The following is a 24176-nucleotide window of genomic DNA, read 5'->3' on the forward strand; positions in this document are numbered from 1 at the left end:
GCGCGCCGCCCGCCCTCACGAAACTGTCCGGAGCGCTTCCCGCGCAGAAGCCGGCGACCAAGCCAGGGCGATCGTATGATCACCACAATTGCCTTCTCTGCCTTCGCAATAGCTTCCGGCGTATGGATGAGCGTTCGCGCGGTCCGCGACCATCGGGCGGCCATTACCGCGCGCCGCGGCCTCCTGGACGACGCGGCGCGGCACCTTCCGGGAGCCCGCATAACCCACGGCGCAGATCACTTTCCGATCCTCGCCGGCAGGCTGGACGACGGGCGGCAGGTACGGGTCGAACTCGTCCCCGACACGCTGGTCTGCCGACGATTGCCGCAACTGTGGCTGAAGCTCACCCTGCTCGAAACCAGCCCCTGTGCCAGGCCGAAGATCGGTGCGCTGGCGCGGCCGACCGGCGCCGAATTCTACTCGCTCGTGCACGAGATGCCGCATCTGTTGATCCCGCCGCCCAGCGACGCCGCCCTCCTGATGCGCGGCGACGGCAATGCTTCGCGTCGGCAGGTCGAACGCGCCGCAGCCATGTTCGGCAAGCTGTTTGCCGATCCCACGCTCAAGGAGGCCGCGATTACTCCACGCGGCGTGCGGCTAGTCCGCCAGGCGGCTCAGGGGCAACGCGGCGCCCATCTGCTGTTGCGGCAGGCGCAGTTTTCAATCACGGCCATTGCGCCCGAGACGATACGCCGGACGATCGCCGAAGCAGAGGCCCTGAGCGGCTCGCTGGCGGACGATCAGCCCGCTTATTCGCTGCCGCCGTCGGCGGGAGCCATTCCAGAAGGTATTCAGCGGTTTTCGGACCGGGAGTGCGCAGTTTCAAAGTGCTGAGGAGGCCGCCGTGGCCAAGCCGATCAATCCCTATCTCGTGCTGGTATTGGCCACGGTGTTGCCCGGGGCGGGCCATGTCGCCCTGCGCGATGCGGCCCGCGGCCTGGCCTTCGCTTTTTTCGTCGTTTTCTTTTCGGTGATCACCTACATGACCGCGCCACCGGACCGCTCCTTCATCGGGCGGCATGCAGGCGGCATTTTCGTCTGGGCCCTGTCGATCCCCGACGCCTACCGCCGTGCGCGCATCCGCACGGTAATCGCCCGGAAGAGCTGAAGTCGTCCTGCAGGTGGCGGCGGGACGTCGGCCGAGGCGTTTCCAAGATCGTTTCACTGTCTTTCAACAGCGAAACGATCCGATTCTTTCAAGCTGACGGAAAAGCCCTGATGCTACACGTCGAGCGTGGTCTGGTGCTCCCATTCGGTGAATTGCGAGCAATAGGTGTTCCACTCGCCCTGTTTCAGCTTCAGATAGGCGGCGGAGAACTCGCGTCCCAGGGCCTCCTGCAGCTCCTCGTCCCGATTGTATTCCCGCAATGCGTCGAGCAGGTTCAGCGGAAGCTTCGGCGCGTCGGTTACCTTATGGCCGTCCTTGTACATGTCGATGTCGTAGTGACGGCCGGGATCGGCCTTGGAGCGAACGCCCGAAAGGCCGGCCGCAATGATGATCGCCTGCAGGAGGTAGGGATTGACGGCGCCGTCCGGAAGGCGCAGCTCGAAACGGCCGGGGCCGGGAACGCGCACCATGTGGGTGCGGTTGTTGCCGGTCCAGGTCACCGAATTGGGCGCCCAGGTTGCTCCGGAGATCGTGCGCGGCGCGTTGATCCGCTTGTAGGAGTTGACCGTCGGATTGGTAACCGCGGCGAGCGCGCTTGCATGTTTCATGATGCCGCCCAGGAAGTGGCGTCCCTCGGCTGAAAGGCCGAACTCCGCTTTGTTGTCGGCAAAGGCATTCACCTCGCCTTCCAGATCCCAGACCGAAATGTGGCAATGGCAACCGTTGCCCGTCAGACCCTTGAACGGCTTCGGCATGAAGGTCGCGCGCAACCCGTGCTTCTCGGCGACCGACTTCACCATGAACTTGAAAAAGGAATGCTTGTCGGCGGTCCGGAGTGCGTCGTCATACTCCCAGTTCATCTCGAACTGGCCGTTCGCATCCTCATGGTCGTTCTGGTAGGGCTTCCATCCGAGTTCCAGCATGTAGTCGCAGATTTCGGCGATCACGTCGTAGCGGCGCATGATCGCCTGCTGGTCATAGCAAGGCTTTTCCGCCGTATCGAACGTGTCGGAAATCTTCGATCCGTCCGGCGAGATCAGGAAGAACTCCGGTTCGACGCCGGTCTTGACGCGAAGACCTTCCTGGGCGGCCTGGGCGACGAGCTTCTTCAGCACCACGCGCGGTGCCTGTTCCACGGGCGCGTCGTCCATGACGCAGTCTGCCGCCACCCAGGCAACATCCTTCTTCCAGGGGAGTTGGATGGCCGCGGACGCATCCGGGAGAGCGAAGAGATCGGGATGTGCAGGCGTGAGATCGAACCAGGTGGCAAAGCCTGCGAAGCCCGCGCCGCCCTTCTGCATGTCGGCGATCGCCTCTGCGGGAACCAGTTTGGCGCGCTGCCCGCCGAAGAGATCGGTGTAGCTGATCATGAAATATTTGACGCCCTTTTCGCGGGCGAATGTGGAGAGATCCAGTGTCACTTTGTTCCCCTTTTGGATTCCGACACTCAATTTCAAACGAAAGGGCCGCACCCTCTCAAGTGCGGCCCTTAACCCTTTCAATCAAAAGGTACCTTTGCCAGGATACCAGCTCGTTCCCGCAAGCGGCACCTGGGCCATGGCTGCGGCTTCCATCGTCAGCGCGCACAGATCCTCCGGCTCGAGATTGTGGAGGTGGTTCTTGCCGCAGGCACGGGCGATGGTCTGTGCTTCGAGCGTCATCACCTTCAGATAGTTGGCCAGCCGCCGGCCGGCGGCGACCGGGTCGAGGCGCTTCATCAGTTCAGGGTCCTGCGTCGTGATGCCGGCGGGGTCCTTGCCCTCATGCCAGTCGTCATAGGCGCCGGCCGTCGTGCCAAGCTTCTGGTATTCTTCTTCCCAGTGCGGGTCGTTGTCGCCGATGGCGACCAACGCCGCGGTGCCGATGGCCACCGCGTCGGCTCCAAGCGCCAGCGCCTTGGCGACGTCCGCGCCGGAGCGGATACCCCCGGACACGACGAGCTGTACCTTGCGGTGCATGCCGAGATCCTGGAGCGCCTGGACGGCCGGCCGAATGCAGGCAAGCGTCGGCATGCCGACATTCTCGATGAAGACGTCCTGCGTCGCCGCGGTCCCGCCCTGCATGCCGTCGAGCACGACGACATCCGCACCGGCTTTTACCGCGAGCGCCGTGTCGTAATAGGGCCGCGCACCGCCGACCTTGACGTAGATCGGCTTCTCCCAATCGGTGATCTCGCGCAATTCGAGAATTTTGATCTCGAGGTCGTCCGGCCCGGTCCAATCGGGATGACGGCAGGCCGAGCGCTGGTCGATGCCCTTCGGCAGGTTGCGCATGTTGGCGACCCTGTCGGAGATCTTCTGGCCGAGCAGCATGCCGCCGCCACCGGGCTTGGCCCCTTGCCCGACCACCACCTCGATCGCATCCGCGCGGCGCAGATCCCTCGGGTTCATGCCGTAACGCGACGGCAGGTACTGATAGACGAGCGTCTGAGAATGACCGCGCTCCTCATCCGTCATACCGCCGTCGCCGGTGGTGGTCGACGTTCCCGAAGCCGTCGCACCGCGTCCGAGTGCTTCCTTGGCGGGGCCGGAGAGCGCTCCGAAGCTCATGCCGGCGATCGTGATCGGAATCTTCAGATGGATCGGCTTCTTCGCGAAGCGCGTTCCCAGGACGACCGAGGTGTCGCATTTCTCGCGATAGCCTTCGAGCGGATAGCGCGAGATCGATGCACCGAGAAAGAGAAGGTCGTCGAAATGCGGAACCTTGCGCTTCGTCCCGGCGCCTCTGATATCATAAATGCCCGTCGCAGCCGCACGGCGGATTTCCGCAAGCGTATAGTCGTCGAAAGTCGCGGACTTGCGCGGCGGGGTATAGGGGTTGTGATAGCTCATACTGGTCCCTGCCTTTAATACGCGTCTGCGTTGTCGATGTTGAAATTGTAGAGCTTGCGGGCCGAGCCGTAGCGCTTGAATTCTTCCGGACGGACATCCTTGACATCGGCCTTTTCCAGGAGCTCGGCCAGCTTTTGCAGGTGCTCCGGACGCATCTCCTTCTCGATGCAATCGGCGCCGAGACTCTTGACCGTGCCGCGTACGAAGAGCTTGGCCTCGTAGAGGCTGTCACCCAAGGCATCGCCCGCGTCGCCGAGCACGACGAGGTGGCCCGACTGGCCCATGAAAGCCGACATATGGCCGATATTTCCATGGACGACGATATCGATGCCTTTCATCGAGATGCCGCAGCGCGACGCCGCGTTGCCCTTAATCACAAGCAGGCCGCCGCGGCCGGTCGCGCCCGCATACTGGCTGGCATCGCCCTCGACGACGACTGTGCCGGACATCATGTTTTCCGCGACACCCGGGCCTGCCGAGCCATGGACCGTGACCGTTCCGCCGTCGTTCATGCCGGCGCAATAGTAGCCGACGGAGCCGTTCACATCGACCACGACGGGACCGTCGATCCCGACGGCGACCGCATGGCTTCCGCGCGGATTGGCGACTTCGAAGGACAGATCGTTCGAGCCCTGCTGAATATTATGGAGGGACCTATTGAGTTCACGCAGCGGCGTGGTGGCGAGATCAATAACAGGCATACTTGAAAAATCCTTGGAAAGGGGCCGAAATACCAGTCAGGCGGCCTTCTGATGGTCCCAGAAGTAAACGGTCGCGGGCTCTGGCTCCCAGATGCGCGCGCTCTCGATATCCGGCAGGTTGACCAGCGCCCGGTATTCGGAACCGAATGCGACATAGCGATCCGTTTCAGCCATGACCGCCGGCTTGCACGCGATCGGGTCACGCACGACGCCGAAGCCCGACTTGGTACCGACGACGAAGGTAAAGAAACCGTCGAGGTCGTCGAGCGCGCCGGTCAGGGCCTGTCCGAGATCCTTGCCCTTGGCCATTTCCGCCGTGAGGTACGCGGCAGCGACCTCCGTGTCGTTCTGCGTCTCGAAAGCAATTCCTTCGCGGATCAGTTCCCGGCGCAGATTGTTGTGGTTCGACAACGATCCGTTATGCACGAGGCACTGATCCGACCCGGTGGAAAACGGGTGTGCGCCAAGTGTGGTCACGGCCGATTCCGTAGCCATTCGGGTGTGGCCGATGCCATGCGAACCGCCCATCGAGCGCACATCGAACCGTGCGACGACATCCTTCGGCAGGCCGACTTCCTTGTAGATTTCGACACTGTCGCCGGCGCCCATGATGCGCACATCCGGACGGATGGCGGCGAGAACGGCACGGACATCCGCGAGCCTGGCGGCTGCGATCCCAACGACCGCATGGGTGCTCTTGACGGCAACGCGTGCCGGCACGCCTGCTTCGGCGAGATCCCGTTCAAGGTCTGCGAAGTCAATTTCGGGCTTCGCAGACTGGATCGTCACCTTCGCCTTCCCCTCGGTAGCCGAGCCGTAAATGGCCAGCCCGGCCGAGTCCGGACCACGGTCCGTCATGGTGATCAACATGTCCGAAAGAAGCTCGCCAAGCTGCGGCTCGAGCCTGCTGTCTTTCAGAAACAAACCAACAATGCCGCACATTCGCGTAGTCCCTCCATTCGTGCATGGAACGATGCTAGCACGCAGTCGCGGGACCATCAACTGTGGAGAATATTTTTTTCTTACTAGGCAATATCAGGAGCGTCAGCTCATGAACCGCTGCGGCGGCGCAGGCTTCCCGGAGTCTCCGAAAACAGGCGTTTGAACGCATTCGAAAAATGTGCGGGGCTCGAAAAGCCCGTGGCGTAGGCGATCTCCGGGATGGAGAGCGGGCTCTGCTGCAGGAGCCGGCGAGCGTGCCGCAGCCGGATCTCCCGGTAGGTGTCGAGAAAGCCGGCACCGCGATGCTCCCTAAAAAGCCGGTCGAGATGGCGCGGGCTGACCCCGGCCAGGCGCGCCATGGCGGTCCGGTCGAGCGGCCGTTCGATCGCCGTTTCCATCTTCTCGAGAGCCGCAAGCAGGGCGGGATGATTGGTACCGAACCGCTCTGCGGCCGAACCGCGCTGCGGCGCCGCCGGCTCGGCGACGGCCGCGTGCAGATACCAGTCGCTGACCCGGCGGGCGAAGTCGGTTCCCAGACGTTCGGCGATCATCGCATGCATCATGTCGAGCGGCGCCACCCCGCCGCCGCAGGTGGCAATTCCGCCGTCCAGCACGAAGCGCGCATGTCTCGGGTTGAGATGGGGAAATGCTTCCTTCAGCGTAGGCGCGTGCTCCCAGTGAATGGTGAAGTCGCGATTGTCGAGCAGTCCCGCGGCGGCAAGCACGAAGGCTCCGCTCGATATGCCTCCGACGCGAATACCGAGGCGCGAGAGCCGCCGGAGCGTCGTGTGGGACGCAGACGTATCCGCCCAGTCGGTTGGCTCGCCGCCCGCGCAAACGAAGACGGTATGGCAGGCTTCCGCTTCACTCTCCAGATCCGCACAGCCGACCGACAGCCCGGAAGATGAAGAGACGGTCCCTCCTCCCTGCGCGAGCGGGACGATCTGGTAGAGCGGCCGGCCGGCAAGAAGATTGGCCGCACGCAGGGGCTCCGTCGCCGATGCGTAGCTCATCAGCGCAAAATTGCGCACCAGCAAAAAACCGATCCTCTGCACGTTCTTGCTGTCGGAAGATGCCGCCATGACCGATTCCTACATCGGAAGGTCCCAAGATTGCAAGTCTTCGGAGGATCGGGATGTTAACCTGCCCCCTTGGATTACTTATGGGGCGGCATCCATGCGCTACTCAGCACTTTCCATCCTCCTGAACGGCCTGCGCGGCAACCGGAACTGGACGCCGGCATGGCGCCAGCCCGACCCGAAGCCCCATTACGACGTGATCATCGTCGGCGGCGGTGGCCATGGCCTGGCGACGGCCTACTATCTCGCAAAGGAATTCGGCATCGCCAATGTCGCGGTGCTGGAAAAGAACTATATCGGTTCGGGCAATGTCGGCCGCAACACGACCATTATCCGCTCGAACTACCTGCTCCCCGGCAACAATCCGTTCTACGAGCTCTCCATGAAGCTCTGGGAGGGGCTGGAGCAGGATTTCAACTTCAATGCCATGGTCTCGCAGCGGGGCGTTCTCAACCTCTTCCATTCCGACGCTCAGCGCGACGCCTATACGCGGCGCGGCAATGCGATGCGGCTGCACGGGGTGGACGCGGACCTTCTCGACCGGGCGGCCGTGCGCAAGATGCTGCCCTTCCTCGATTTCGACAATGCCCGCTTCCCCATTCAGGGCGGGCTCCTGCAGCGCCGCGGCGGCACCGTGCGTCACGATGCCGTCGCCTGGGGCTATGCCCGCGGCGCAGACAGCCGCGGGGTCGACATCATCCAGAATTGCGAAGTGACCGGGATCAGGCGGGAAAACGGGCGCGTCACCGGCGTGGAGACCAACCGCGGCTTCGTCGGCTGTGGAAAGCTGGCGCTGGCGGCGGCCGGCAATTCCTCGCAGGTCGCCGAAATGGCCGGACTGCGCCTGCCGTTGGAGAGCCACGTGCTCCAGGCCTTCGTATCGGAAGGCCTGAAGCCGTTCATCGACGGCGTGGTCACGTTCGGAGCCGGGCATTTCTACGTTTCGCAATCGGACAAGGGCGGCCTGGTCTTCGGTGGCGATATTGACGGCTACAATTCCTATGCCCAGCGCGGCAACCTCGCGACCGTGGAACACGTGGCGGAAGCCGGCAAGGCGATGATCCCGGCATTGTCCCGTGTGCGCGTGCTGCGTTCCTGGGGCGGCATCATGGATATGAGCATGGACGGCTCGCCGATCATCGACCGCACCCCGATAGACAATCTCTACCTGAATGCCGGCTGGTGCTATGGAGGGTTCAAGGCCACTCCCGCCTCGGGATTCTGCTTCGCCCACCTTCTCGCCCGGGGCGCGCCACAGAAGACCGCCGCAGCTTTTCGTCTCGACCGTTTCGAGCGCGGCTTCCTCATCGACGAAAAGGGACAGGGCGCTCAGCCCAACCTTCACTGATTTCGCCCACCAAGGAACATCCGAAATGGCAAGCCTCGTGCCCTGCCCGAATTGCGGGCGAAGACCCAAGGAAGAATTCACCATCAAGGGCGCGGCCCTGTCGCGACCGGCGGCTGACGCGGAACCGGCCGATTGGTTCGACTACGTCTACCTGCGCGACAACCCGCGCGGCGCCTACGAGGAATACTGGCACCACACGTCCGGGTGCCGCCGCTGGCTCGTCGTTGCGCGGGACACCGTGACGCATGAGATTGCGGCGTGCGACGATGCGGCCGACCGCTCTCGATCGGAGGCGCACAAATGAGCTCCTACCGTTTGCCGAAACGCGGTCTCGTCGACCGCAACGCCCCGCTCTCCTTTACCTTCGACGGTCGCCCCCTGCAGGGCCTCGAAGGCGACACGCTCGCTTCGGCATTGCTTGCGAACGGGCGGATGCTCGTCGGCCGCAGCTTCAAATACCACCGGCCCCGCGGGATCCTGACGGCGGGGGCCGCCGAACCGAACGCGCTGGTCACGGTTGGCCGCGGCGGCCGCGCCGAGCCGAACACGCGCGCCACCATGCAGGAGCTCTACGAGGGCCTCGAGGCGCGCAGCCAGAACCGCTGGCCCTCGCTCGACTTCGATATCGGTGCGCTGAACGGTCTACTGTCACCCTTCCTCGGCGCCGGCTTCTACTACAAGACTTTCATGTGGCCGGCGCCGCTCTGGGAGAAGCTCTACGAACCGGTCATCCGCAAGGCTGCCGGCCTCGGCAAGGCAAGCTACGAAGCGGATCCCGACGCCTATGAGAAGAGCTGGGCGCATTGCGACCTGCTGGTCATCGGCGCCGGCCCGACGGGGCTGGCCGCTGCACTTACCGCCGGCCGCGCCGGCGCACGGATCATTCTCGTCGACGAGGGCTCGCTGCCCGGCGGCTCGCTCCTGTCCGATACGGCGACGATCGGCGGCAAGGCGGCGGCTGATTTCGCCCGCGACGCAAGCGACGAATTGCGGTCGATGCCGAATGTCCGGGTCCTGATGCGGACGACCGCCTTCGGCTGGTATGACGGCAACGTCTTCGGCGCGGTCGAGCGCGTGCAGAAGCATGTGCGGGAGCCCGCCAGCCATCTGCCCGTCGAGAGGCTGTGGCGGATCGTTGCCGGAAAGGCCCTGCTTGCGACAGGTGCCGAAGAGCGCCCGCTCGTCTTCGGCGGCAACGATCGGCCGGGCGTGATGATGGCAGGCGCGATGCGCGCCTATCTCAACCGCTACGGTGTCGCCCCGGGCCGGGCGACCGCCATCTTCACCACCAACGACAGCGGCTATGCGCTCGCGCAGGACCTCGAAGCCGCAGGCGTCGACGTTGTCGCCATCGTCGACAGCCGCCCTGCGGCCGGCGTCGGCTATCGCGGCAAAGCGCGCCTCGTCCGGGAAGCGGTCGTGTGCGGCACCAAGGGCGGCAAGGCGATCTCGGCGATCGAAGTTCATCACGGCGGTCGAACGGAAACGATCGCGGTCGATGCGCTCGCCATGGCGGGCGGCTTCGACCCGGTCATCCACCTTGCCTGCCACCGGGGCGGCAAGCCCGTCTGGTCTGCGGAAAAGGCGGCGTTTCTCGCGCCCGGGAGCTTGAAGGGGCTCGAGGCTGCAGGCGGTGCCGCAGCGACGACGGGCCTCGCTGCCTGCCTCGGGGAAGGCGCCGCACGAGCTGAAGCCATCGTCAAGGAGTTCGGTCTGTCCTGCCCGCCGGTCGCCCTTCCCAAGGTCGAGGGCGACGAAGGCAGACATTCCCCTGCCCCGCTGTGGTCGATCCCCGAGGTCAAGGACAAGGCCTTCGTCGACTTCCAGAACGACGTGCATCTCAGGGATATCGGTCTGGCCGTCCGCGAAGGCTACAGCCATGTCGAGCTTGCCAAGCGCTACACCACCACCGGCATGGCCACGGACCAGGGCAAGCTCTCGAACGTCAATGCGATCGGGTTGATCGCCAAGGCACGCGGCGTCTCACCCGCCGAGGTCGGGACGACGACCTTCCGCCCTTTCTACACGCCGGTATCCTTCGGTGCGCTGACCGGCGCGCATACGGGCCATCATTTCCAGCCGGTCCGCAAGTCGCCGCTTCATGACTGGGCAAAGAAACACGGTGCCGTCTTCGTCGAGACGGGTCTCTGGTATCGATCCTCCTGGTTCCCGCTGAACGGTGAGCGGACCTGGCGGGAGAGCGTCGAGCGAGAGGTCCTGAACGTACGGAAGAATGCCGGACTCTGTGACGTCTCGATGCTCGGCAAGATCGAGATAACAGGAAGCGACGCCGCCGAATTTCTCAATCGCGTATACTGCAACGCCTTCCTCAAACTGCCCGTCGGAAAGGCGCGTTACGGGCTCATGCTGCGCGAGGACGGCTTCATCTACGACGACGGCACGACGAGCCGACTCGAGGAGAACCGCTTTTTCATGACGACCACCACCGCCTATGCGGCCGGCGTCATGAACCACCTCGAATTCTGTGCGCAGGTGCTCTGGCCGGAACTGGACGTGCGTCTTGCCTCCATCACCGACCAGTGGGCGCAAATGGCGATTGCCGGTCCGAAAGCACGCATGATCCTGCAGAAGATCGTCGACGAGGATATATCCGACGCGGCGTTCCCGTATCTTGCAGCGAAGGAGGTTTCGCTGTTTAGCGGCGCCCTTCACGGCTGCCTCTTTCGCATTTCCTTCTCCGGCGAGCTCGCCTACGAACTTGCGGTTCCGGCCGGCTACGGGGAAAGCGTCGCCGATGCACTCCTGGAGGCGGGGAAGGATCACGGCATCATGCCTTACGGCGTCGAGACGCTCAGCGTTCTGCGCATCGAAAAGGGCCATGTGACGCACAACGAGATCAACGGGACCGTCGTGCCGGCCGATCTGGGCTTCGGGAAAATGGTTTCGGCCAGCAAACCGGATTTCGTCGGCAAGGCGATGCTTCAGCGGGAGGGGCTGACTGCGCCCGACCGGCCGCAGCTGGTGGGCCTCGTACCGCTCGATCCGCAGCAGTCGTTCCGCAGCGGCTCGCACATTCTCGCCAAGGGGGCGGCAACCACCCTCGAAAACGACGAGGGCTATGTCACCTCGAGCGCCTATTCTCCGCATGTCGGATCCACCATCGCGCTGGCGCTCGTCAAGAACGGCCGCAACCGTCACGGCGAAGAGGTGCTGGTCTGGAGCGGCCTTCACGGAGAATCCACGCCTGCACGTCTCTGCAATCCGGTTTTCTTCGACCCTCAGAACGAGAGGCTCCATGTCTGAATTCCGTCCAACCCTTCGTCCGGCGCTCGGCAGCAAGCAGACGGTCGCTTTCGCCGATTTCAGGCTCTCGCCACTTCCGGAAGGCACGATCATCCATGTTCTCGCCCGGCCGGGTCAGGAGGACATCGTGCCCTTTCTCGGCAGGTTCACCGGCGCGGCTCCGCACGCCTTGCGCCCGGTTTCGCCCGACCAGTGGTTCATCATCAGCGACGCACCTATCCCGCATCAGGAAATGAAGAGCCTCTTTGCCGCCCTCGAACCGCGCGCCACCGGTGTCGATCAGAGCCACGGCCGCGTCCGCATCCGGATCGAGGGAAAGATGGCGCATCGCGCGCTTTCGAAAGGCACAGCGCTCGACCTCGACCCGTCCGCGTTCCCGATCGGGCAGTCCGCGGTGACGCTGATCGGCCATATCGCGGCCCATGTCACCCGCGTCGGAGCGGAAACCTTCGAGATCATCGTGCTGCGGGGCTTTGCAGAAAGTCTTTGGGACGACCTTGCCCGAATGGGCCTGGAATTTGGCTGAACCCCACTGTCGGATAGCGAACATGACGACGATCATCGACGGCAAGGCCGTAGCGGCTTCCATCAACGGGGCGATAAAAGACGCAAATGCCGAGCTGCAGCAGCAGACGGGCAAGAAAACAGGACTTGCCGTCATTATCGTCGGCGACGATCCCGCAAGTCATGCCTATGTCGGCGCAAAAAGCCGCATGGCCAAGGCGTGCGGCTTCTTTTCGGTCCAGCATACGCTGCCGAAGGAAACGACGCAGCAGGAGCTTGCGGACCTGGTGCATCAACTGAACGGTGATGACGGCATCCATGGCATTCTCGTGCAACTGCCATTGCCGGAACATCTGGACGCAGATGCCATCATTCAGTCGATCCGGCCCGAAAAGGACGTCGACGGCCTGCATATCGCCAATGCCGGAAAGCTCGCAACCGGCGATCTGGAGAACGGCCTGATCTCCTGCACCCCGGCAGGCGCGATGGTCTTTGTGCGCCGGGTACACGGTCGCGATCTTTCCGGCTTGAATGCGCTGGTCATCGGTCGTTCGAATCTCTTCGGCAAGCCGATGGCACAGCTGCTGCTGAATGCCAATGCCACGGTGACGATCGCCCATTCCCGCACCAACGATCTGGCCTCGATCTGCCGCAACGCCGATATCGTGATCGCTGCGGTCGGCCGGCCCGAAATGGTCAAAGCGGACTGGTTGAAGCGGGGCGCCACCGTCATCGATGTCGGGATCAATCGTGTTCCCGCACCTGAGAAGGGGGAGAACAGGACGAGGCTGGTCGGCGACGTCGCCTTCGCGGAGTGCGCACCTTTTGCATCCGCCATTACGCCGGTTCCGGGCGGCGTCGGGCCGATGACCATCGCCATGTTGATGGCCAACAGCGTGATTGCAGCTCACAGAGCGTCCGGCCTGAAGGTGTCCGAACAGCTCTCAAAGCTGATATCCGGCTGAGCCCGCGCCCTGTACCGTCGATCAATACGGTCCCACCGAGCGGTGTAAATCCTTCGATGAATAGTCCAGCGACGGTCCGCCAAAGGGATCGGACCGTCGCTGGCTCATTTAGCTATTTGCCACCGCCGGCCGAGCGCAAAGCAGCTTCGATCTTGCTCAGATTGAACGAACCAGGCGATTGGCTGGGAGGATAATCCTTCATCGTCTGCAGGAACTTCGCTGCCATGCCTTGGATCGGCACGATGACGAAGACGCGCTCCAGGAACCAATCATTGTAGGTGTTCGAATTGTGCTGCGCTTTCTCGAAGGGATCACGGCGCAGGTGAAAGAGCAGCGGCACACGCAGCTCGGTGAAGGGTTCGCGCCAGACACCGAAGGCTTCGCCCCGATTTTCCAGGAAGACAACTTTCCAATCGTCGTAACGCGCCGCCACGACCTGACCATCGTCGTTCACGTACCAGAACTCACGACGCGGTGACTCGTTGACCTTGCCTTCCAGATAATCGAGCTGGTTGTGGCCGTCGATGTAGTTGCGGTAATGACGGCCGTTCAGATCGACCCCGTCAAGAAGTTTTTCCTTGATGTCCGGTGCCCCCGCGATGGCGGCGAAGGTCGGCAGCCAATCCTCGTGCGAGACGATACCGTTCAACGTCTTTCCGGCCGGGAAGCGACCGGGCCAGCGCACAAAGGTCGGAACGCGATAGGCTCCTTCCCAGTTCGAGTTCTTCTCGCTTCTGAAGGGCGTCGTGGCGGCATCCGGCCATGTATTGTAGTGAGGCCCATTGTCGGTGGAGTACATGACGACGGTGTCTTCGGCGATGCCGAGATCGTCCAGAAGCTGCAGCAGTTCGCCGACCTGCATGTCATGCTCGACCATCCCGTCATGGTACTCGTCGCCGCTCGGTCCCGATATTCCGGTATTGGACTCTTTCACATGCGTACGAAAATGCATCCGCGTGGCGTTCCACCAGACGAAGAACGGCTTCTGCGCCTCATGCTGACGTGAGATGAAATCCCGGGCCGCAGCGAGGGTTTCGGCATCGACCGTTTCCATCCGCTTTCTCGTCAGCGGCCCGGTGTCCTCGATCTTTCCGTCCGCGCTGGCCTTGATGACGCCGCGCGGGCCGAAATTCTTTCGAAAGTCCGTGCTTTTCGGATAGTCGCGGTTCTCAGGCTCTTCCTCGGCGTTCAGGTGGTAGAGATTGCCGAAGAACTCATCGAAACCGTGGTTGGTCGGAAGGTGTTCGTCGCGGTCGCCCTGGTGGTTCTTGCCGAATTGACCCGTGGCATATCCTTGGCTTTTCAGGACGGCGGCCATCGTCACGTCGCTCTCTTGCCAGCCTTCCTTCGCACCTGGTAGACCCACCTTCGTCATGCCGGTGCGAACGGGGACGTTGCCGCCGATAAAGGCGGCCCGACCCGCTGTGCAGCTTTGCTGACCGTAGTAATCCGTGAACGACAAGCCTTCCTGGGCAATCCGGTCGATGTTCGGGGTCCTGTAACCCATCATGCCACGATTGTTGTGGCTGATATTCCAGGTACCGATGTCATCTCCCCAGATGACGAGAATGTTGGGCTGTTTCCCGCCGGAAGCTGCCGGCTGTTGCTGAGCCTTTGCAGTGCCAACGCCCGTGACACCGCTTGCGGCAGCTGCAGCAAGCATCGTGCCGCCGAGCAGGAGGCTTCGACGATCTAAAGACAAGGAATCCTGCACTTTCTCGCGCTTTTCGGCATCTGGAGGGCTCATGCTTTGCTCCTGAATAGATAAATAGGTGTTTTCCGATGCGCGGCTTGCATCCCTGCACATCAAGGCGTGGCCTTGCCGTGACAGCTCCCTGGAGCTGGAAACCGTTCCCAAGCTCGAGTGCCGGCACACGTAAGCCGGCCAGATTATCGGTCGGACGTACGGGCATGAGAAGTTGGACCAAGGGGCAATGCGACGGCGAGAGCCCGCCCGAGTAGACCTCCGGGCGTTGCGTCCTTTGCCGGCGGCGTGAGGAGAATGGTTTCCACGGTCGCACGCGACGTGAGAAAGGAAATTCTCTAGAGATACATGCCCAGGCAGAGAATCGACACGGCCAGCATCGGCAACCGTCGACTCTTCACGCGAAACATGGGGGCGATTGCGAGGGCTGCGAGAGAGACGACCGCTGCGGCAAGAACGCTTCCGGCAGAGAGATACAGACCCAATGCTCCGACGAAAACCGCGGCTCCGACAGTCGTCTCGGCCGCGGATTCCCAGTTAAGGGATCCAGTGCGAAAAGCGGAAAGAAACGCAGGGCCGCTCAAGCCTAGAGCGAGCCAAATCAGCACAGAAGAGGAGAAGCCGAAGAAATCCAAGTTGCACCCGTACCCGACTGTGGTCGTGTTAGGGCAGCAATTTACGTGCCAACTTCCAGCCTCCCCTGGAATGGGCCGCAGCAGCGAACGAAAACGCGCGATGCAATAGTGATCGCTACGCCGAGGCACTTCTCCTCGATCCGCGTCATCGCGCCCGGTCACACTGGCCCATTTCCGAAATGTCGCTGGAACCACACAGAAATCCGTCCGTGCTATTGCTTCGCCCTTTTTATAGGCACATAAGCTTCGAAAAATAAGCAACTGCATCCGACGCTCCCGAATGATTGTCCCCCCTCCGCCACACGAAGTTCGAAAGTCCGGCCGTTTGCCGAGATTCAAGCTGTTCTCGCCGATTCTGGCGGGTGCAACGCTGAAAGAGCGCTTGATCGGCTGTATCGGAGCGTTGATCGGGATTTGTGTCACCGGCCTGGTTTGCGGGTTCGTTTTTGGAGACGACCCCCAGCTGCCGCTGATCGTTGCGCCCATCGGCGCCTCTGCCGTCTTGCTCTTTGCCGTGCCGGCCAGTCCGCTTGCGCAGCCTTGGTCGATCATCGGCGGGAACACGATCTCCGCCCTGATCGGCGTCTCCGTGACCTATATCGTGACGGACCAGATGCTTGCCATCGGCCTCGCAGTCGCTCTGGCGATTCTTGCGATGTCGCTCACGCGATCGCTTCATCCGCCAGGAGGCGCCGCCGCGCTGACGGCTGTCATCGGTGGAGCCGCGGTCGCACGCTCAGGTTTTTGGTTCCCGTTCATACCCGTTGCGATCAACTCCCTGATCCTCGTCGGATTGGGCATTGTGTTTCATAGGCTGGCGCGCCGCCAATATCCTCATCGGCCCGGAATTGCGCCGGTGAATACACATGCGACGGCGGATCCTCCACCTGCGCTTCGTGTCGGCTTCAATTCCGAGGACATAGACTCGGCAATCGCGCGGTTGAATGAAACACTCGATATCAGCCGGGAGGACATCGATGCCCTCTTGAGGGAAGTCGAACTGCAGGCCCTCGTCCGACAGAGGGGAGAGTTGACTTGTGCCGACATCATGTCCCGCGACGTCGTAACCGTGCCCGGCGACACGACCCCCGAGCATGCACGATACCTGTTGTTGAAGCACGACATTCGTACACTTCCAGTGCTTGACGAGAACGAGAAGCTTCAGGGTACGGTGGGCCTGCGGGAGCTCGCCGGCAAAGAGCCCGGCAGCAAACTGCCGATAAGCGCGGCAGCTACCGCCAGGCCATCCGACCCTGCGATCGGCCTGCTCCCCCGCCTGACGGACGGGGCGACACACGCCGTCGTCATTCTCGACGACGGCGGCAAGGTTGTGGGCATCATATCCCAGACCGATCTGCTCGCGACTTTGGCCAAAAGTCTCTCGCATAATGGTCTGTCCGAAATAATGCAGGGCAACGGGCAGGGTATCTGAGGCGTCGAGCCATGGATATTATATGCAGGACCAGGTCGTCCGGGCGCTAGATGCGTGTTTTTGGCGCCGGTGCTCGGTCCGAGTCACCCGAATTGGGTTCTCCCTTTGGCTCGATTAGAAGAACCTTGACCTCCGTCTCTGCCCGGGGACGATGTACAACGCCTTTCGGAACCACAAACAGCTCGCCAGCTCTGACCACCTGAGAGGGTTTCCCTTCGATATCCATAATCATTTCGCCCTCCAGGACGTAGAAGAAATCGTCCGTGGTCTCATGCTTGTGAAATGGGTATTCCCCTTTAAACTTGACGACCATGACATCGTTGTCGTTGTAATCGGACACGACGTGCGGATCCCAATGGCTCGAAAACAGAGCCAGCTTCTCGGAAATATTGATTGGTTTCATCGGATATCCTTTCGGCTGTTCGCCGCGACTATCGGTGAAGGTGATTTGATCCGACGCGAGTTCTCCGACCCGCTTCAGACGCCGGCACTGGATGCGGCGGCCCTCAATCCCGCCCGAATGCGATCCAGCATAGACCGATCTGCCTTAGCTGAGGAAACGAGATAAGCGGGGTAGGCAAATTCCGGACTGTTGGGAACGAGCTCGAGACTGCCGTCCGCAAGATAGGGCCGAACGAAGCCCTGCCGAAAATATCCGGATCCGCCGACTGCCAGAATGTAGTCGAGAGCAAGCGGCCCATAACTGATCGCCACCACCGGACTCGGACCGCCCGGAAAAGCCGCCCTATAGCTGCCGGCAAAATCCTCTCCCCAATCGATGCCAACGAGGTCTTCCGGTCCGGGCGGCTGCGGCATGGCCGTCGTGCGGACGAAAACGAGTTTTTCCTCGAAAAGCAGCTCCGTAAGCGTGCCTGGACGATTTGGCGCTCCATAAAGGACCGCCGCGTCAAGTGAACCGTCCTGCACGAGCTCCATCAGCCGCTCCGATCTGTCGATCGACGTTCGAATGGCCACGCTGGGGCATTCGCGGCGCATCCAAAAAAGCCAATGCTTCAACAGTGGATCCCACAGACTGAGCTCCGCACCGATCGTCACCATGGCCTCGCGCCCCGGGGGCAAAGCGACCGTGGTTCGCGCCGCCTCCCATACTTGCACCAGGCTCGTCGCAAAACGGAAAAACTGCTCTCCGGCGGGGGTCAGCCTGGCACCGGCCTTGTTCCGAATGAACATGGGCCTGTCGAGTTGTTCCTCGAGCACGCGAATTCGCGCACTGACTGCGGTCTGGGAGATGTTCAGATTGGCAGCGGCATTCACGAAACTTCCTGTCTTGACCACCTCGAGGAACGTACGCGCAATGCTGATGTCCATCTTCGCCCCGCGCAAATAGCGTCGCCACGTCAGCCTGACTGCCGGCGGCACGCACTCATCAAATAAGTGCAGAATATTTGCGGTTAACCAACAATTCAATTCGTTTGTCAGCGGAATTCCCGCTTGCCATCCTGGTCCGCGTGCCTCGGCTGATCCCGACCAGCCACGCTGCTTTGCTGCCATCTGATGAAGGGCCCTACTGCCGATGTTCGAGCGAAAATCCTCTGACAGAGCCGAAACCACGGCTGCAGCCCACGGGGTCGCGACCGACCCGGCATTCGGCTCCGTGGTGCCGCCACTATACTTGTCCAGCACCTACGAGTTCGCCGGTTTCGACACGCCGCGCGCCTATGACTACGGCCGCTCTGGAAATCCGACCCGTGACTTGCTGGCGCAAGCACTTGCGAAGCTCGAGGGAGGCGCCGGCGCGGTCGTCACTCCGAGCGGCATGGCCGCGCTCGACCTCCTGTTAGGGCGCTTGAGGCGAAACGATCTCGTGCTGGCACCACATGATTGCTATGGCGGTACATTGCGACTGCTGAAGGCGCGTGCCGATCTGGGGCACCTCACATTCCGGCTTACCAACCAGAGGGATCTCGGCGGATTCGAGGCCGCACTAGCGGATGCTCCGGCTCTCGTCCTCATCGAGAGCCCCAGCAATCCCCTGATGCGCGTCACCGACATTGCCCGATTGTCCAGTCTCGCCAAGGCGGCAGGCTCCGCCGTGGCCGTCGACAACACGTTTCTCTCCCCCGCTCTCCAGCAGCCCCTTTCTCTCGGAGCCGATTACGCCATTCACTCGGCGACCAAATTCCTGAACGGGCATTCGGACGTCATCGCCGGTGCGGTGATCGCTGCCGAGCCACAGGAGGCACGTGATCTCAAGCGCTGGGCCAACGTCACCGGGGCAGTCGCTGCACCTTTCGATGCCTGGTTGACTTTGCGCGGGCTGAGAACGTTGTTTGCGCGAATGTCCAGCCAAGAACGCAGCGCCATGACGATCGCCGAATATCTCGACGCCCATCCTGCGGTGCGGCACGTCCACTACGCGGGGCTTCCGGATCACGCAGACCACGAAGTCGCAAGACGGCAGCAGCGCGGCTTCGGCGCCATGATGAGTTTCGAACTTGAAGGGGGCGTTCCCGCCGTTCGGCGGTTCCTGGCACATGTTCGCTGCTTCACATTGGCCGAGTCGCTTGGAGGGGTCGAAAGTCTCGTAGCTCATCCGGCCACCATGACCCATCTCGACATGGGGGCTGAAGCCAGAGAGAGCGCGGGTATTCGCGACGAGCTTCTCAGACTTTCGATCGGGCTGGAACACATTGACGATCTTCTGGAAGGACTTGAACTTGGATTGGGCGCCTGTTGAGCGAAGATCGATTGAGGAGGTAGACAGGGATGGACATCGACGATGATATTCCGCCGACTTTTGCGTCGCCACCCTGCTTGATGCACGAGCTCGACCCGGCCTATGCGGGCCCGTCATCCGACCGGTCGATCTGTGCCGATGTCAGGCGGTGGCGGACAAGCGAACGGGCTCGCCTCATCGCGCAACGCCTGGCCATATCTCCCGACCTTCGGGCCGCTTGCGAAGCGCAGATCGTCAGCCGTCTACTTGCCGAGATCGGACAGGTGCGCGGCCGTGTGGTCAGCGTCTACTGGCCGTTTCGGGGTGAGCCCGATCTCAGACCGCTGATGCGGCAAATAGCCGATGACGGCGGCCGATGTGCGCTCCCGGTCGTGGTCGAAAAAGGACAGCCTCTGGAGTTTCGCATCTGGCGGCCAGGCGACAAACTCGTCCGTGGTATCTGGAACATACCCGTCCCGGCCCAGCCTGTTTCATGCACCCCCGATATCGTCGTCGCCCCGGTCGTGGGCTTTGATCCGTCGTGCTATCGGCTTGGTTATGGCGGGGGCTATTACGACCGGACACTGGCGGCAATGGCGGCGACGCGCCGCGTGCTGGGCGTTGGTTTCGCACAGTCGAGGATAAGGACTATTTATCCTCAGGCGCATGACATCCGGATGGACGCCGTGGTGACCGAATCGGCCACCGATCATGCTAGCGTGCGTTGAATTCCGATTGGGCAGCGGGCATCGAATCGAGAACGTGGCGCCTTGGCGAAAATTGTTCTAGGTTTCTCCGCGGGCTTGGGTCGACTTGTGAACGGCTGCGGATCGGGTGTCGCGATGGACGAGCAACGACGGAGCTACCGGCAACGGCTCATTGCGCTGGCTGCCGCCAGTATCGGCACTCTCGCGGCCAGTGCGATCTCCTACGGAGCGGCGATCTATCGCGCCGCCAATCCCGAACCTCTGCGCGCCGCCCGGCCGGGCGAGACGGTCGATACCGGGCGATGGCATGTGACGATCGCCGCAGCCCGCGTGAGCGATGTCCCCCCTTCCGGCAGGAGACCGCCCGAACCGAAAACTTTCCTGCTTGTCGATTTCGAGGCCGGCAACCGCTCGGCGGCGACCGCCCACCTGCCGGCGAAACTGCTCACCTTTGCCGGCCTGGAGGCGAAACTTGCTCCCCCCACCTTCTATTTGACACGGGACAAGGCGTTCAGCCCCGGCCTGCACCCGGGCATGCCGGAGAGTTTGACCGCCGTATGGGAATGGCCGGCGGGGGAAATGCCGCCGCGTGAGCTGGACCTGCTGATCGGGAGCCAGATCTACAAGAAACGCGACAATCTCTATGGCGCCTCCAACTGGTTCGACCGTGATCCGGTGGCGGTGGTGTCCCTGACTGTTGAGCAGGAAGCGGCGAGGGCAAGGCAATGAAGGCCTTCGCAAATATCGTCGCCCTGCTCCTGGCGACGGCGGCGCTCTACGGCATGCAGCACTCGACGCCCTCCTACAGCGAAATCCTGTCGCCCGTGGCGGTGCCGGCCGCGCAGGGAAAACCGGCGCAGGCCGAACGCTTCGTCTTCGGGGTCGCCAAGGTGCATCTCGCCCGGCAACTGGTCGCTTCGCATTTCGGCGAGCCGCGTACCTACACCACCTCCGGAAAATGGCTTGTCGTCGAAGCGGCGGCGAAGGCGCAAGACCGATCGATATCGCTGACCTCTGCTGCGTGGCGCGGCCCCTCCGGCCTTCGCTTTGCCATGAGCACGCGCATCGGCAGTTCGCTCGGGCTGTTGGGTGCCGAGCGCCTGGAGCCCGGGATCCCACGCCCGGTTCTGCTGATATTCGAGCTGCCCGAGGACCAGATCGAGGGCGGTACACTGCTGGTCGCCGAGACCGCGCTGACTCCCCTGTCCGAGCAGGTGGAGATCGCCATGGACAGCGTGCCGCCGGAAAGCAGGCACGAGTCCCTCACCCTTGCACGCGGCGGCCGCATCATGCCCTGGTCGCTGGAGTTTCAGCAATGAGCGCACGGGCTTCGTCACGGGAGAGAACGAGCTACTGGATCAGCCTTGTATCGCTGCTCGCCGCCGTGCCGCTCGCGGTCCTCGTCGGGTCCCGGGGCGAATTCGCCGCATGGCTGCAACGGCGCATGCAACCACCTGTGACCGTCGAGCGCGACGGCAGCGGGCAAGGCGCCGGCGGCAGCTGGCGGCTCACATCGCTGCGCCGCCTGCCGGGAACCTTGCCGGACACGAGCCTCATGCTGGCGGAAATCGCCGTCTCGGTCCAGGCAGCGGACGTCTTGAAGCAGGCCTTGCCCTGCGCGCTCTCGCTGACGGATGGCGCTGGCCGCCGCTGGGACCCGCTGCCGCTGCCCGGCCGTCTTTTACGCAAGGCCGATCCCGCGATTGCCGACAGGCCGCAATGCACGACGCTGACGATCGGTGAGGCCGGCGAGGCGTCGCTTCGCGTGGTCGAGCTCTTTCTCGTGCCGCGGCGGGCAGACGGGTTCACCCTGTCGCTTGCCCTGACCGGCTCGCCCCCGATTCTCTTGAAATAACGCTTTTCCGGTGACCATAAGCCTGTGGGACGCCGGCTTCGCCGGATCGGGATACGGCGTATTCCAGCATGGCGGCCAGCAGGGCGATCCGCACCGGACCGAAAAGGATTCCGCCGTCGAGCTCGGTCGGACTGCCGACCAGAACGGCCAGGACGTCGCCTATCCGCTGCCAGGTTTCGAGGTCGTGCGGGCCGAGATGACGGGTTGCGCAGTACCACGCCCAGGCGGGGAGCCAGCTGGTGGCGCGGTAAAGCACGACGAAGGCGAGCAACGTCCCGAGACCGGCGCCGAGCACCGTGCGCAGGCAGGCCCAGACCGGCCGGTAGCGGGTCCGATAGCCTCCGAGGAAGTGGGCGGCGAAATCGGCCAGCCATTTGCGCAGCGTGGTGGCGCGAGCGGGCGGCGGCGGAGCGGCGACGGGTTTTGCCGAAACGTCGTAGCCATAGACGATGGCAGCCATTACGAGCCAGACGAGCGGCAGGAGGGCGTAGAAGAACAGCTCCTGCGCCTGCGTGACGAGTCCAGGTTCCTGGAACTCCACCGCAGTGCCGCCCGCTGCCGCGTGTGCTTCCATGGAAAATCCGGCGATGCCGGCTTCCACGGCATCGAGAAACGCGCCGGCGCCGAGCCAGCTTATGAAGTCGTCCTTCCATCTGTCCAGCGCATAGAGCCCGATGAAGATCCAGCTCGCGTCCGCCGCCACGATAACGAAACGCAGCCACGGCGACTGCAGGCGCCCGTTGGCGCGCTTGGCAAGCCATCGCACGAACCAGCAGGCGAGGATCGCCGCAATCAGGCTGCGCGAGCGCAGGAGCTCGAAAATCTGTAACCGTTCTCCCAGTGCCACCCGATCCAGGGCGAGACGCGAATACTCGCGCACCGTGTCGCCGAGGAAACCCCACGCGGCGTAATAGGCGAAGAACGGCAAGATGGCTGCGGAGGCAATCACCAGAAGGCGATTCAACTGCCGTTCCTTCTTCGTCGAGCCGGCAGCTGGCGCCACGCCGCGTAACGCGGCGAGCACCGGCAGGCCGGGACGCAGGATCGCGAACATCGCAATGACCACCAGCAGCTTGACGAGGACGACAAGCGACAGCGTTACCATTCCGCCAAGGGGGGTTTTCAGGCCGACGCCGACCGCAGCCTCGAGGAGCAGGACACGCGCGATATATCCAAGCGTCGCGGCAAGCAGAAGCTGCGGCCAGAAACGCGCAAGAAGGCGCGCCGTCAATGCCGCCAGTCCGCCGATATCCTTGAGCATCCCCATGCCCCGAACCTAACCATAACCTTCCGGGCGCTCAACCGGGCAAATAGATGGAAAATGGCGGTCCGCGGGGCTGCACTACGGAAGGATTGAACGCCCCGTATTGCTATGCTGAAAGCGATCCTGCAGACAGCCGCCGTAACTCGACCTTAAACGCGACGTGGCAGGCAACATCAGTATCAGCCGCGCTAACTTGCGCGAAGCCCGGAGGCAATATAGATCGCGTCCAGCGCCTTCATGTTGCCGATGGATCCTGGCCGCCCGTCGGCAGCGAAGTCCCATTGTTTACCGCGTCCACGAATGCAGCCAGTTGGTAGTCGTAGGTGGTGCCGGCAGCTAACGTGAACTCGCGGTAGCTGTCCCCGAACCATTCCCGGATGGAATGTCCCTTGTGCGGCAGGCAGGGGTTGTCGACCTCGATCGCGCCCTTCTCGCCCTCGACCCGAAGCAATCCCCGAAACGGCGGGCTGGCGATGTCAGCAACCAGTTGCGCTTCGACCCCGCCCGCAAAGCCCATCGCCACCTCCATCCGCTGATCGACGTTCAGCGACGTAAGCTCGGCATGCGCGGAGAGGATTTCGGGCTCCTGGCCCATGAAGCTGCGCAGCCAGTGCAGCGGATAGCATCCGAGATCCATCATGGCTCCGCCACCCTGCGCCGGGTCGTGCCGGATGTTGTGCGGATCGAACGGGATATCGACATGGAATTCCGCCCGCAACGCGCGGATCTCCCCGAGCGCTCCCGACGTCTTGCGCGCAAGAAGATGCAGGAAGACGGGATGGTAACGGTCGTGGAACGCTTCGGCCAGCACTCTCCCGGCAGTCTCGGCTGCCTCGACCATCAACTCCGCCTCGTCGGCCGTCATCGCCAGAGGTTTTTCGCAGAGCACATGCTTGCCGGCCTTCAGCGCCTTGATCGACCACTCGGCGTGCGCGGCCGGCGGCAGAGCATTGTAGATGATGGTGATGTCCGGATCCGACAGAAGCTCGTCATAGCTTGAATAACCCTTCGTGATCCCATGCAGCCGCGCATAGGCCTCGACAGCGGCGCGACGCCGGGAGGCGACCGCATGGATGACGCAGTCGTCTCGACGACGCGCTGGCTGAATGATGGATCGCGGCGCGATGCCGGCCGCGCCTAGAATACCGATCTTGTGCAT

23 protein-coding genes and 1 pseudogene are annotated in these 24176 nt (G+C 62.9%); 13 read left to right on the forward strand and 11 right to left on the reverse strand.

Annotated elements, in window-relative coordinates:
- Positions 1-75: 75 nt before the first annotated feature.
- Both ACFHWW_RS02700 and ACFHWW_RS02705 read left to right on the forward strand, forming a co-directional pair.
- Positions 76-817, forward strand: a pseudogene (locus ACFHWW_RS02700) (hypothetical protein); the annotation flags it as partial.
- 27 nt (positions 818-844) lie between these two features.
- Positions 845-1108 (forward strand): hypothetical protein, encoded by a 264-nt coding sequence (locus ACFHWW_RS02705; RefSeq protein ID WP_379937241.1) that lies wholly within the window; start codon positions 845-847, stop codon positions 1106-1108.
- A 113-nt stretch (positions 1109-1221) separates the two neighbouring features.
- Here the strand turns inward: ACFHWW_RS02705 and glnT are convergent, their stop codons facing one another.
- The 5 genes from glnT to ACFHWW_RS02730 all read right to left on the reverse strand — a co-directional run bounded on the left by glnT (position 1222) and on the right by ACFHWW_RS02730 (position 6664).
- Positions 1222-2529 carry a type III glutamate--ammonia ligase gene (gene glnT / locus ACFHWW_RS02710; protein ID WP_379937210.1) on the reverse strand — a complete coding sequence of 436 codons (1308 nt, stop codon included), beginning with the start codon at positions 2527-2529 and terminating at the stop codon, positions 1222-1224.
- 81 nt (positions 2530-2610) lie between these two features.
- Positions 2611-3939, reverse strand: a complete 1329-nt coding sequence (locus ACFHWW_RS02715) for an FMN-binding glutamate synthase family protein (protein ID WP_018099596.1) — start codon at positions 3937-3939, stop codon at positions 2611-2613.
- Positions 3940-3953: 14 nt separating this feature from the next.
- Positions 3954-4640, reverse strand: coding sequence for a GXGXG domain-containing protein (locus ACFHWW_RS02720; protein WP_127708828.1), 687 nt, complete (start codon positions 4638-4640; stop codon positions 3954-3956).
- Positions 4641-4676: 36 nt separating this feature from the next.
- Positions 4677-5582 carry a glutamine amidotransferase family protein gene (locus tag ACFHWW_RS02725; protein WP_018099598.1) on the reverse strand — a complete coding sequence of 302 codons (906 nt, stop codon included), beginning with the start codon at positions 5580-5582 and terminating at the stop codon, positions 4677-4679.
- Between the two features lie 107 nt (positions 5583-5689).
- Positions 5690-6664, reverse strand: a complete 975-nt coding sequence (locus ACFHWW_RS02730; protein ID WP_379937212.1) for a GlxA family transcriptional regulator — start codon at positions 6662-6664, stop codon at positions 5690-5692.
- A 94-nt stretch (positions 6665-6758) separates the two neighbouring features.
- Here ACFHWW_RS02730 and ACFHWW_RS02735 point away from each other — a divergent pair, with 94 nt between their 5' ends.
- The 5 genes from ACFHWW_RS02735 to folD are packed head-to-tail and all read left to right on the forward strand — an operon-like array spanning position 6759 to position 12742.
- The gene (locus tag ACFHWW_RS02735) at positions 6759-8009 is read left to right on the forward strand and encodes a sarcosine oxidase subunit beta (protein WP_026169144.1); all 1251 of its coding nucleotides are present in this window, start codon (positions 6759-6761) and stop codon (positions 8007-8009) included.
- A 25-nt stretch (positions 8010-8034) separates the two neighbouring features.
- Complete coding sequence (locus tag ACFHWW_RS02740; protein WP_379937213.1) at positions 8035-8313, forward strand: sarcosine oxidase subunit delta family protein; 279 nt, start codon at positions 8035-8037, stop codon at positions 8311-8313.
- A complete protein-coding gene (locus ACFHWW_RS02745; RefSeq protein WP_379937214.1) occupies positions 8310-11273 on the forward strand; it encodes a sarcosine oxidase subunit alpha in 2964 nt (987 codons plus the stop codon). Before ACFHWW_RS02740 ends, ACFHWW_RS02745 begins: the two co-directional genes overlap by 4 nt.
- Positions 11266-11799 carry a sarcosine oxidase subunit gamma family protein gene (locus tag ACFHWW_RS02750; RefSeq protein WP_379937215.1) on the forward strand — a complete coding sequence of 178 codons (534 nt, stop codon included), beginning with the start codon at positions 11266-11268 and terminating at the stop codon, positions 11797-11799. The genes ACFHWW_RS02745 and ACFHWW_RS02750 overlap by 8 nt, the downstream gene beginning before the upstream one ends.
- A gap of 22 nt (positions 11800-11821) precedes the next feature.
- Positions 11822-12742, forward strand: coding sequence for a bifunctional methylenetetrahydrofolate dehydrogenase/methenyltetrahydrofolate cyclohydrolase FolD (gene folD, locus ACFHWW_RS02755; RefSeq protein ID WP_379937216.1), 921 nt, complete (start codon positions 11822-11824; stop codon positions 12740-12742).
- Positions 12743-12854: 112 nt separating this feature from the next.
- Here the strand turns inward: folD and ACFHWW_RS02760 are convergent, their stop codons facing one another.
- Together ACFHWW_RS02760 and ACFHWW_RS02765 are read right to left on the reverse strand one after the other, a co-directional pair.
- A complete protein-coding gene (locus ACFHWW_RS02760) occupies positions 12855-14489 on the reverse strand; it encodes an arylsulfatase (RefSeq protein ID WP_379937217.1) in 1635 nt (544 codons plus the stop codon).
- Between the two features lie 296 nt (positions 14490-14785).
- Positions 14786-15082 carry a hypothetical protein gene (locus tag ACFHWW_RS02765; RefSeq protein ID WP_324763424.1) on the reverse strand — a complete coding sequence of 99 codons (297 nt, stop codon included), beginning with the start codon at positions 15080-15082 and terminating at the stop codon, positions 14786-14788.
- A gap of 280 nt (positions 15083-15362) precedes the next feature.
- Here ACFHWW_RS02765 and ACFHWW_RS02770 point away from each other — a divergent pair, with 280 nt between their 5' ends.
- Positions 15363-16514 (forward strand): HPP family protein, encoded by a 1152-nt coding sequence (locus ACFHWW_RS02770; RefSeq protein WP_275597058.1) that lies wholly within the window; start codon positions 15363-15365, stop codon positions 16512-16514.
- Between the two features lie 46 nt (positions 16515-16560).
- On the opposite strand, the gene ACFHWW_RS02775 is transcribed toward ACFHWW_RS02770, so the two are convergent.
- Both ACFHWW_RS02775 and ACFHWW_RS02780 read right to left on the reverse strand, forming a co-directional pair.
- Positions 16561-16917, reverse strand: coding sequence for a cupin domain-containing protein (locus ACFHWW_RS02775; protein WP_100669962.1), 357 nt, complete (start codon positions 16915-16917; stop codon positions 16561-16563).
- 74 nt (positions 16918-16991) lie between these two features.
- Positions 16992-17843: a LysR family transcriptional regulator gene (locus ACFHWW_RS02780; protein ID WP_100669963.1), complete on the reverse strand. Its 852-nt coding sequence runs from the start codon at positions 17841-17843 to the stop codon at positions 16992-16994.
- Between the two features lie 205 nt (positions 17844-18048).
- Between ACFHWW_RS02780 and metB the strand changes: the two genes are divergently transcribed.
- The 5 genes from metB (at position 18049) to ACFHWW_RS02805 (ending at position 21753) form a co-directional block, all read left to right on the forward strand.
- Positions 18049-19212, forward strand: coding sequence for a cystathionine gamma-synthase (metB, locus tag ACFHWW_RS02785; protein ID WP_100669964.1), 1164 nt, complete (start codon positions 18049-18051; stop codon positions 19210-19212).
- Positions 19213-19241: 29 nt separating this feature from the next.
- Positions 19242-19919, forward strand: a complete 678-nt coding sequence (locus tag ACFHWW_RS02790) for a 5-formyltetrahydrofolate cyclo-ligase (RefSeq protein WP_379937219.1) — start codon at positions 19242-19244, stop codon at positions 19917-19919.
- A gap of 75 nt (positions 19920-19994) precedes the next feature.
- Positions 19995-20627 (forward strand): hypothetical protein, encoded by a 633-nt coding sequence (locus ACFHWW_RS02795; RefSeq protein ID WP_379937220.1) that lies wholly within the window; start codon positions 19995-19997, stop codon positions 20625-20627.
- The gene (locus ACFHWW_RS02800) at positions 20624-21217 is read left to right on the forward strand and encodes a hypothetical protein (protein ID WP_379937221.1); all 594 of its coding nucleotides are present in this window, start codon (positions 20624-20626) and stop codon (positions 21215-21217) included. Before ACFHWW_RS02795 ends, ACFHWW_RS02800 begins: the two co-directional genes overlap by 4 nt.
- The gene (locus ACFHWW_RS02805) at positions 21214-21753 is read left to right on the forward strand and encodes a hypothetical protein (RefSeq protein WP_379937222.1); all 540 of its coding nucleotides are present in this window, start codon (positions 21214-21216) and stop codon (positions 21751-21753) included. The genes ACFHWW_RS02800 and ACFHWW_RS02805 overlap by 4 nt, the downstream gene beginning before the upstream one ends.
- Here ACFHWW_RS02805 and ACFHWW_RS02810 read toward each other — a convergent pair.
- The gene (locus ACFHWW_RS02810) at positions 21704-23020 is read right to left on the reverse strand and encodes a hypothetical protein (protein WP_379937223.1); all 1317 of its coding nucleotides are present in this window, start codon (positions 23018-23020) and stop codon (positions 21704-21706) included. The genes ACFHWW_RS02805 and ACFHWW_RS02810 overlap by 50 nt on opposite strands.
- Before the next feature lie 232 nt (positions 23021-23252).
- The gene (locus tag ACFHWW_RS02815; protein WP_379937224.1) at positions 23253-24176 is read right to left on the reverse strand and encodes a Gfo/Idh/MocA family protein; all 924 of its coding nucleotides are present in this window, start codon (positions 24174-24176) and stop codon (positions 23253-23255) included.

It is taken from the genome of Sinorhizobium sp. P24N7 (assembly GCF_042436655.1).
GTDB classification, from domain to species: domain Bacteria; phylum Pseudomonadota; class Alphaproteobacteria; order Rhizobiales; family Rhizobiaceae; genus Sinorhizobium; species Sinorhizobium meliloti_A.

What these genes read in the sequence shown, in the direction of transcription:
- ACFHWW_RS02715 (WP_018099596.1), bottom strand. Translation starts at nt 3,939, where the DNA reads ATGAGCTATCACAACCCCTATACCCCGCCGCGCAAGTCCGCGACTTTC.
- ACFHWW_RS02720 (WP_127708828.1), bottom strand. Translation starts at nt 4,640, where the DNA reads ATGCCTGTTATTGATCTCGCCACCACGCCGCTGCGTGAACTCAATAGG.
- ACFHWW_RS02725 (WP_018099598.1), bottom strand. Translation starts at nt 5,582, where the DNA reads ATGTGCGGCATTGTTGGTTTGTTTCTGAAAGACAGCAGGCTCGAGCCG.
- ACFHWW_RS02730 (WP_379937212.1), bottom strand. Translation starts at nt 6,664, where the DNA reads ATGGCGGCATCTTCCGACAGCAAGAACGTGCAGAGGATCGGTTTTTTG.
- ACFHWW_RS02735 (WP_026169144.1), top strand. Translation starts at nt 6,759, where the DNA reads ATGCGCTACTCAGCACTTTCCATCCTCCTGAACGGCCTGCGCGGCAAC.
- ACFHWW_RS02740 (WP_379937213.1), top strand. Translation starts at nt 8,035, where the DNA reads ATGGCAAGCCTCGTGCCCTGCCCGAATTGCGGGCGAAGACCCAAGGAA.
- ACFHWW_RS02745 (WP_379937214.1), top strand. Translation starts at nt 8,310, where the DNA reads ATGAGCTCCTACCGTTTGCCGAAACGCGGTCTCGTCGACCGCAACGCC.
- ACFHWW_RS02750 (WP_379937215.1), top strand. Translation starts at nt 11,266, where the DNA reads ATGTCTGAATTCCGTCCAACCCTTCGTCCGGCGCTCGGCAGCAAGCAG.
- folD (WP_379937216.1), top strand. Translation starts at nt 11,822, where the DNA reads ATGACGACGATCATCGACGGCAAGGCCGTAGCGGCTTCCATCAACGGG.
- ACFHWW_RS02760 (WP_379937217.1), bottom strand. Translation starts at nt 14,489, where the DNA reads ATGAGCCCTCCAGATGCCGAAAAGCGCGAGAAAGTGCAGGATTCCTTG.
- ACFHWW_RS02770 (WP_275597058.1), top strand. Translation starts at nt 15,363, where the DNA reads ATGATTGTCCCCCCTCCGCCACACGAAGTTCGAAAGTCCGGCCGTTTG.
- ACFHWW_RS02775 (WP_100669962.1), bottom strand. Translation starts at nt 16,917, where the DNA reads ATGAAACCAATCAATATTTCCGAGAAGCTGGCTCTGTTTTCGAGCCAT.
- ACFHWW_RS02780 (WP_100669963.1), bottom strand. Translation starts at nt 17,843, where the DNA reads ATGGACATCAGCATTGCGCGTACGTTCCTCGAGGTGGTCAAGACAGGA.
- metB (WP_100669964.1), top strand. Translation starts at nt 18,049, where the DNA reads ATGTTCGAGCGAAAATCCTCTGACAGAGCCGAAACCACGGCTGCAGCC.
- ACFHWW_RS02790 (WP_379937219.1), top strand. Translation starts at nt 19,242, where the DNA reads ATGGACATCGACGATGATATTCCGCCGACTTTTGCGTCGCCACCCTGC.
- ACFHWW_RS02800 (WP_379937221.1), top strand. Translation starts at nt 20,624, where the DNA reads ATGAAGGCCTTCGCAAATATCGTCGCCCTGCTCCTGGCGACGGCGGCG.
- ACFHWW_RS02805 (WP_379937222.1), top strand. Translation starts at nt 21,214, where the DNA reads ATGAGCGCACGGGCTTCGTCACGGGAGAGAACGAGCTACTGGATCAGC.
- ACFHWW_RS02810 (WP_379937223.1), bottom strand. Translation starts at nt 23,020, where the DNA reads ATGGGGATGCTCAAGGATATCGGCGGACTGGCGGCATTGACGGCGCGC.
- ACFHWW_RS02815 (WP_379937224.1), bottom strand. Translation starts at nt 24,176, where the DNA reads ATGCACAAGATCGGTATTCTAGGCGCGGCCGGCATCGCGCCGCGATCC.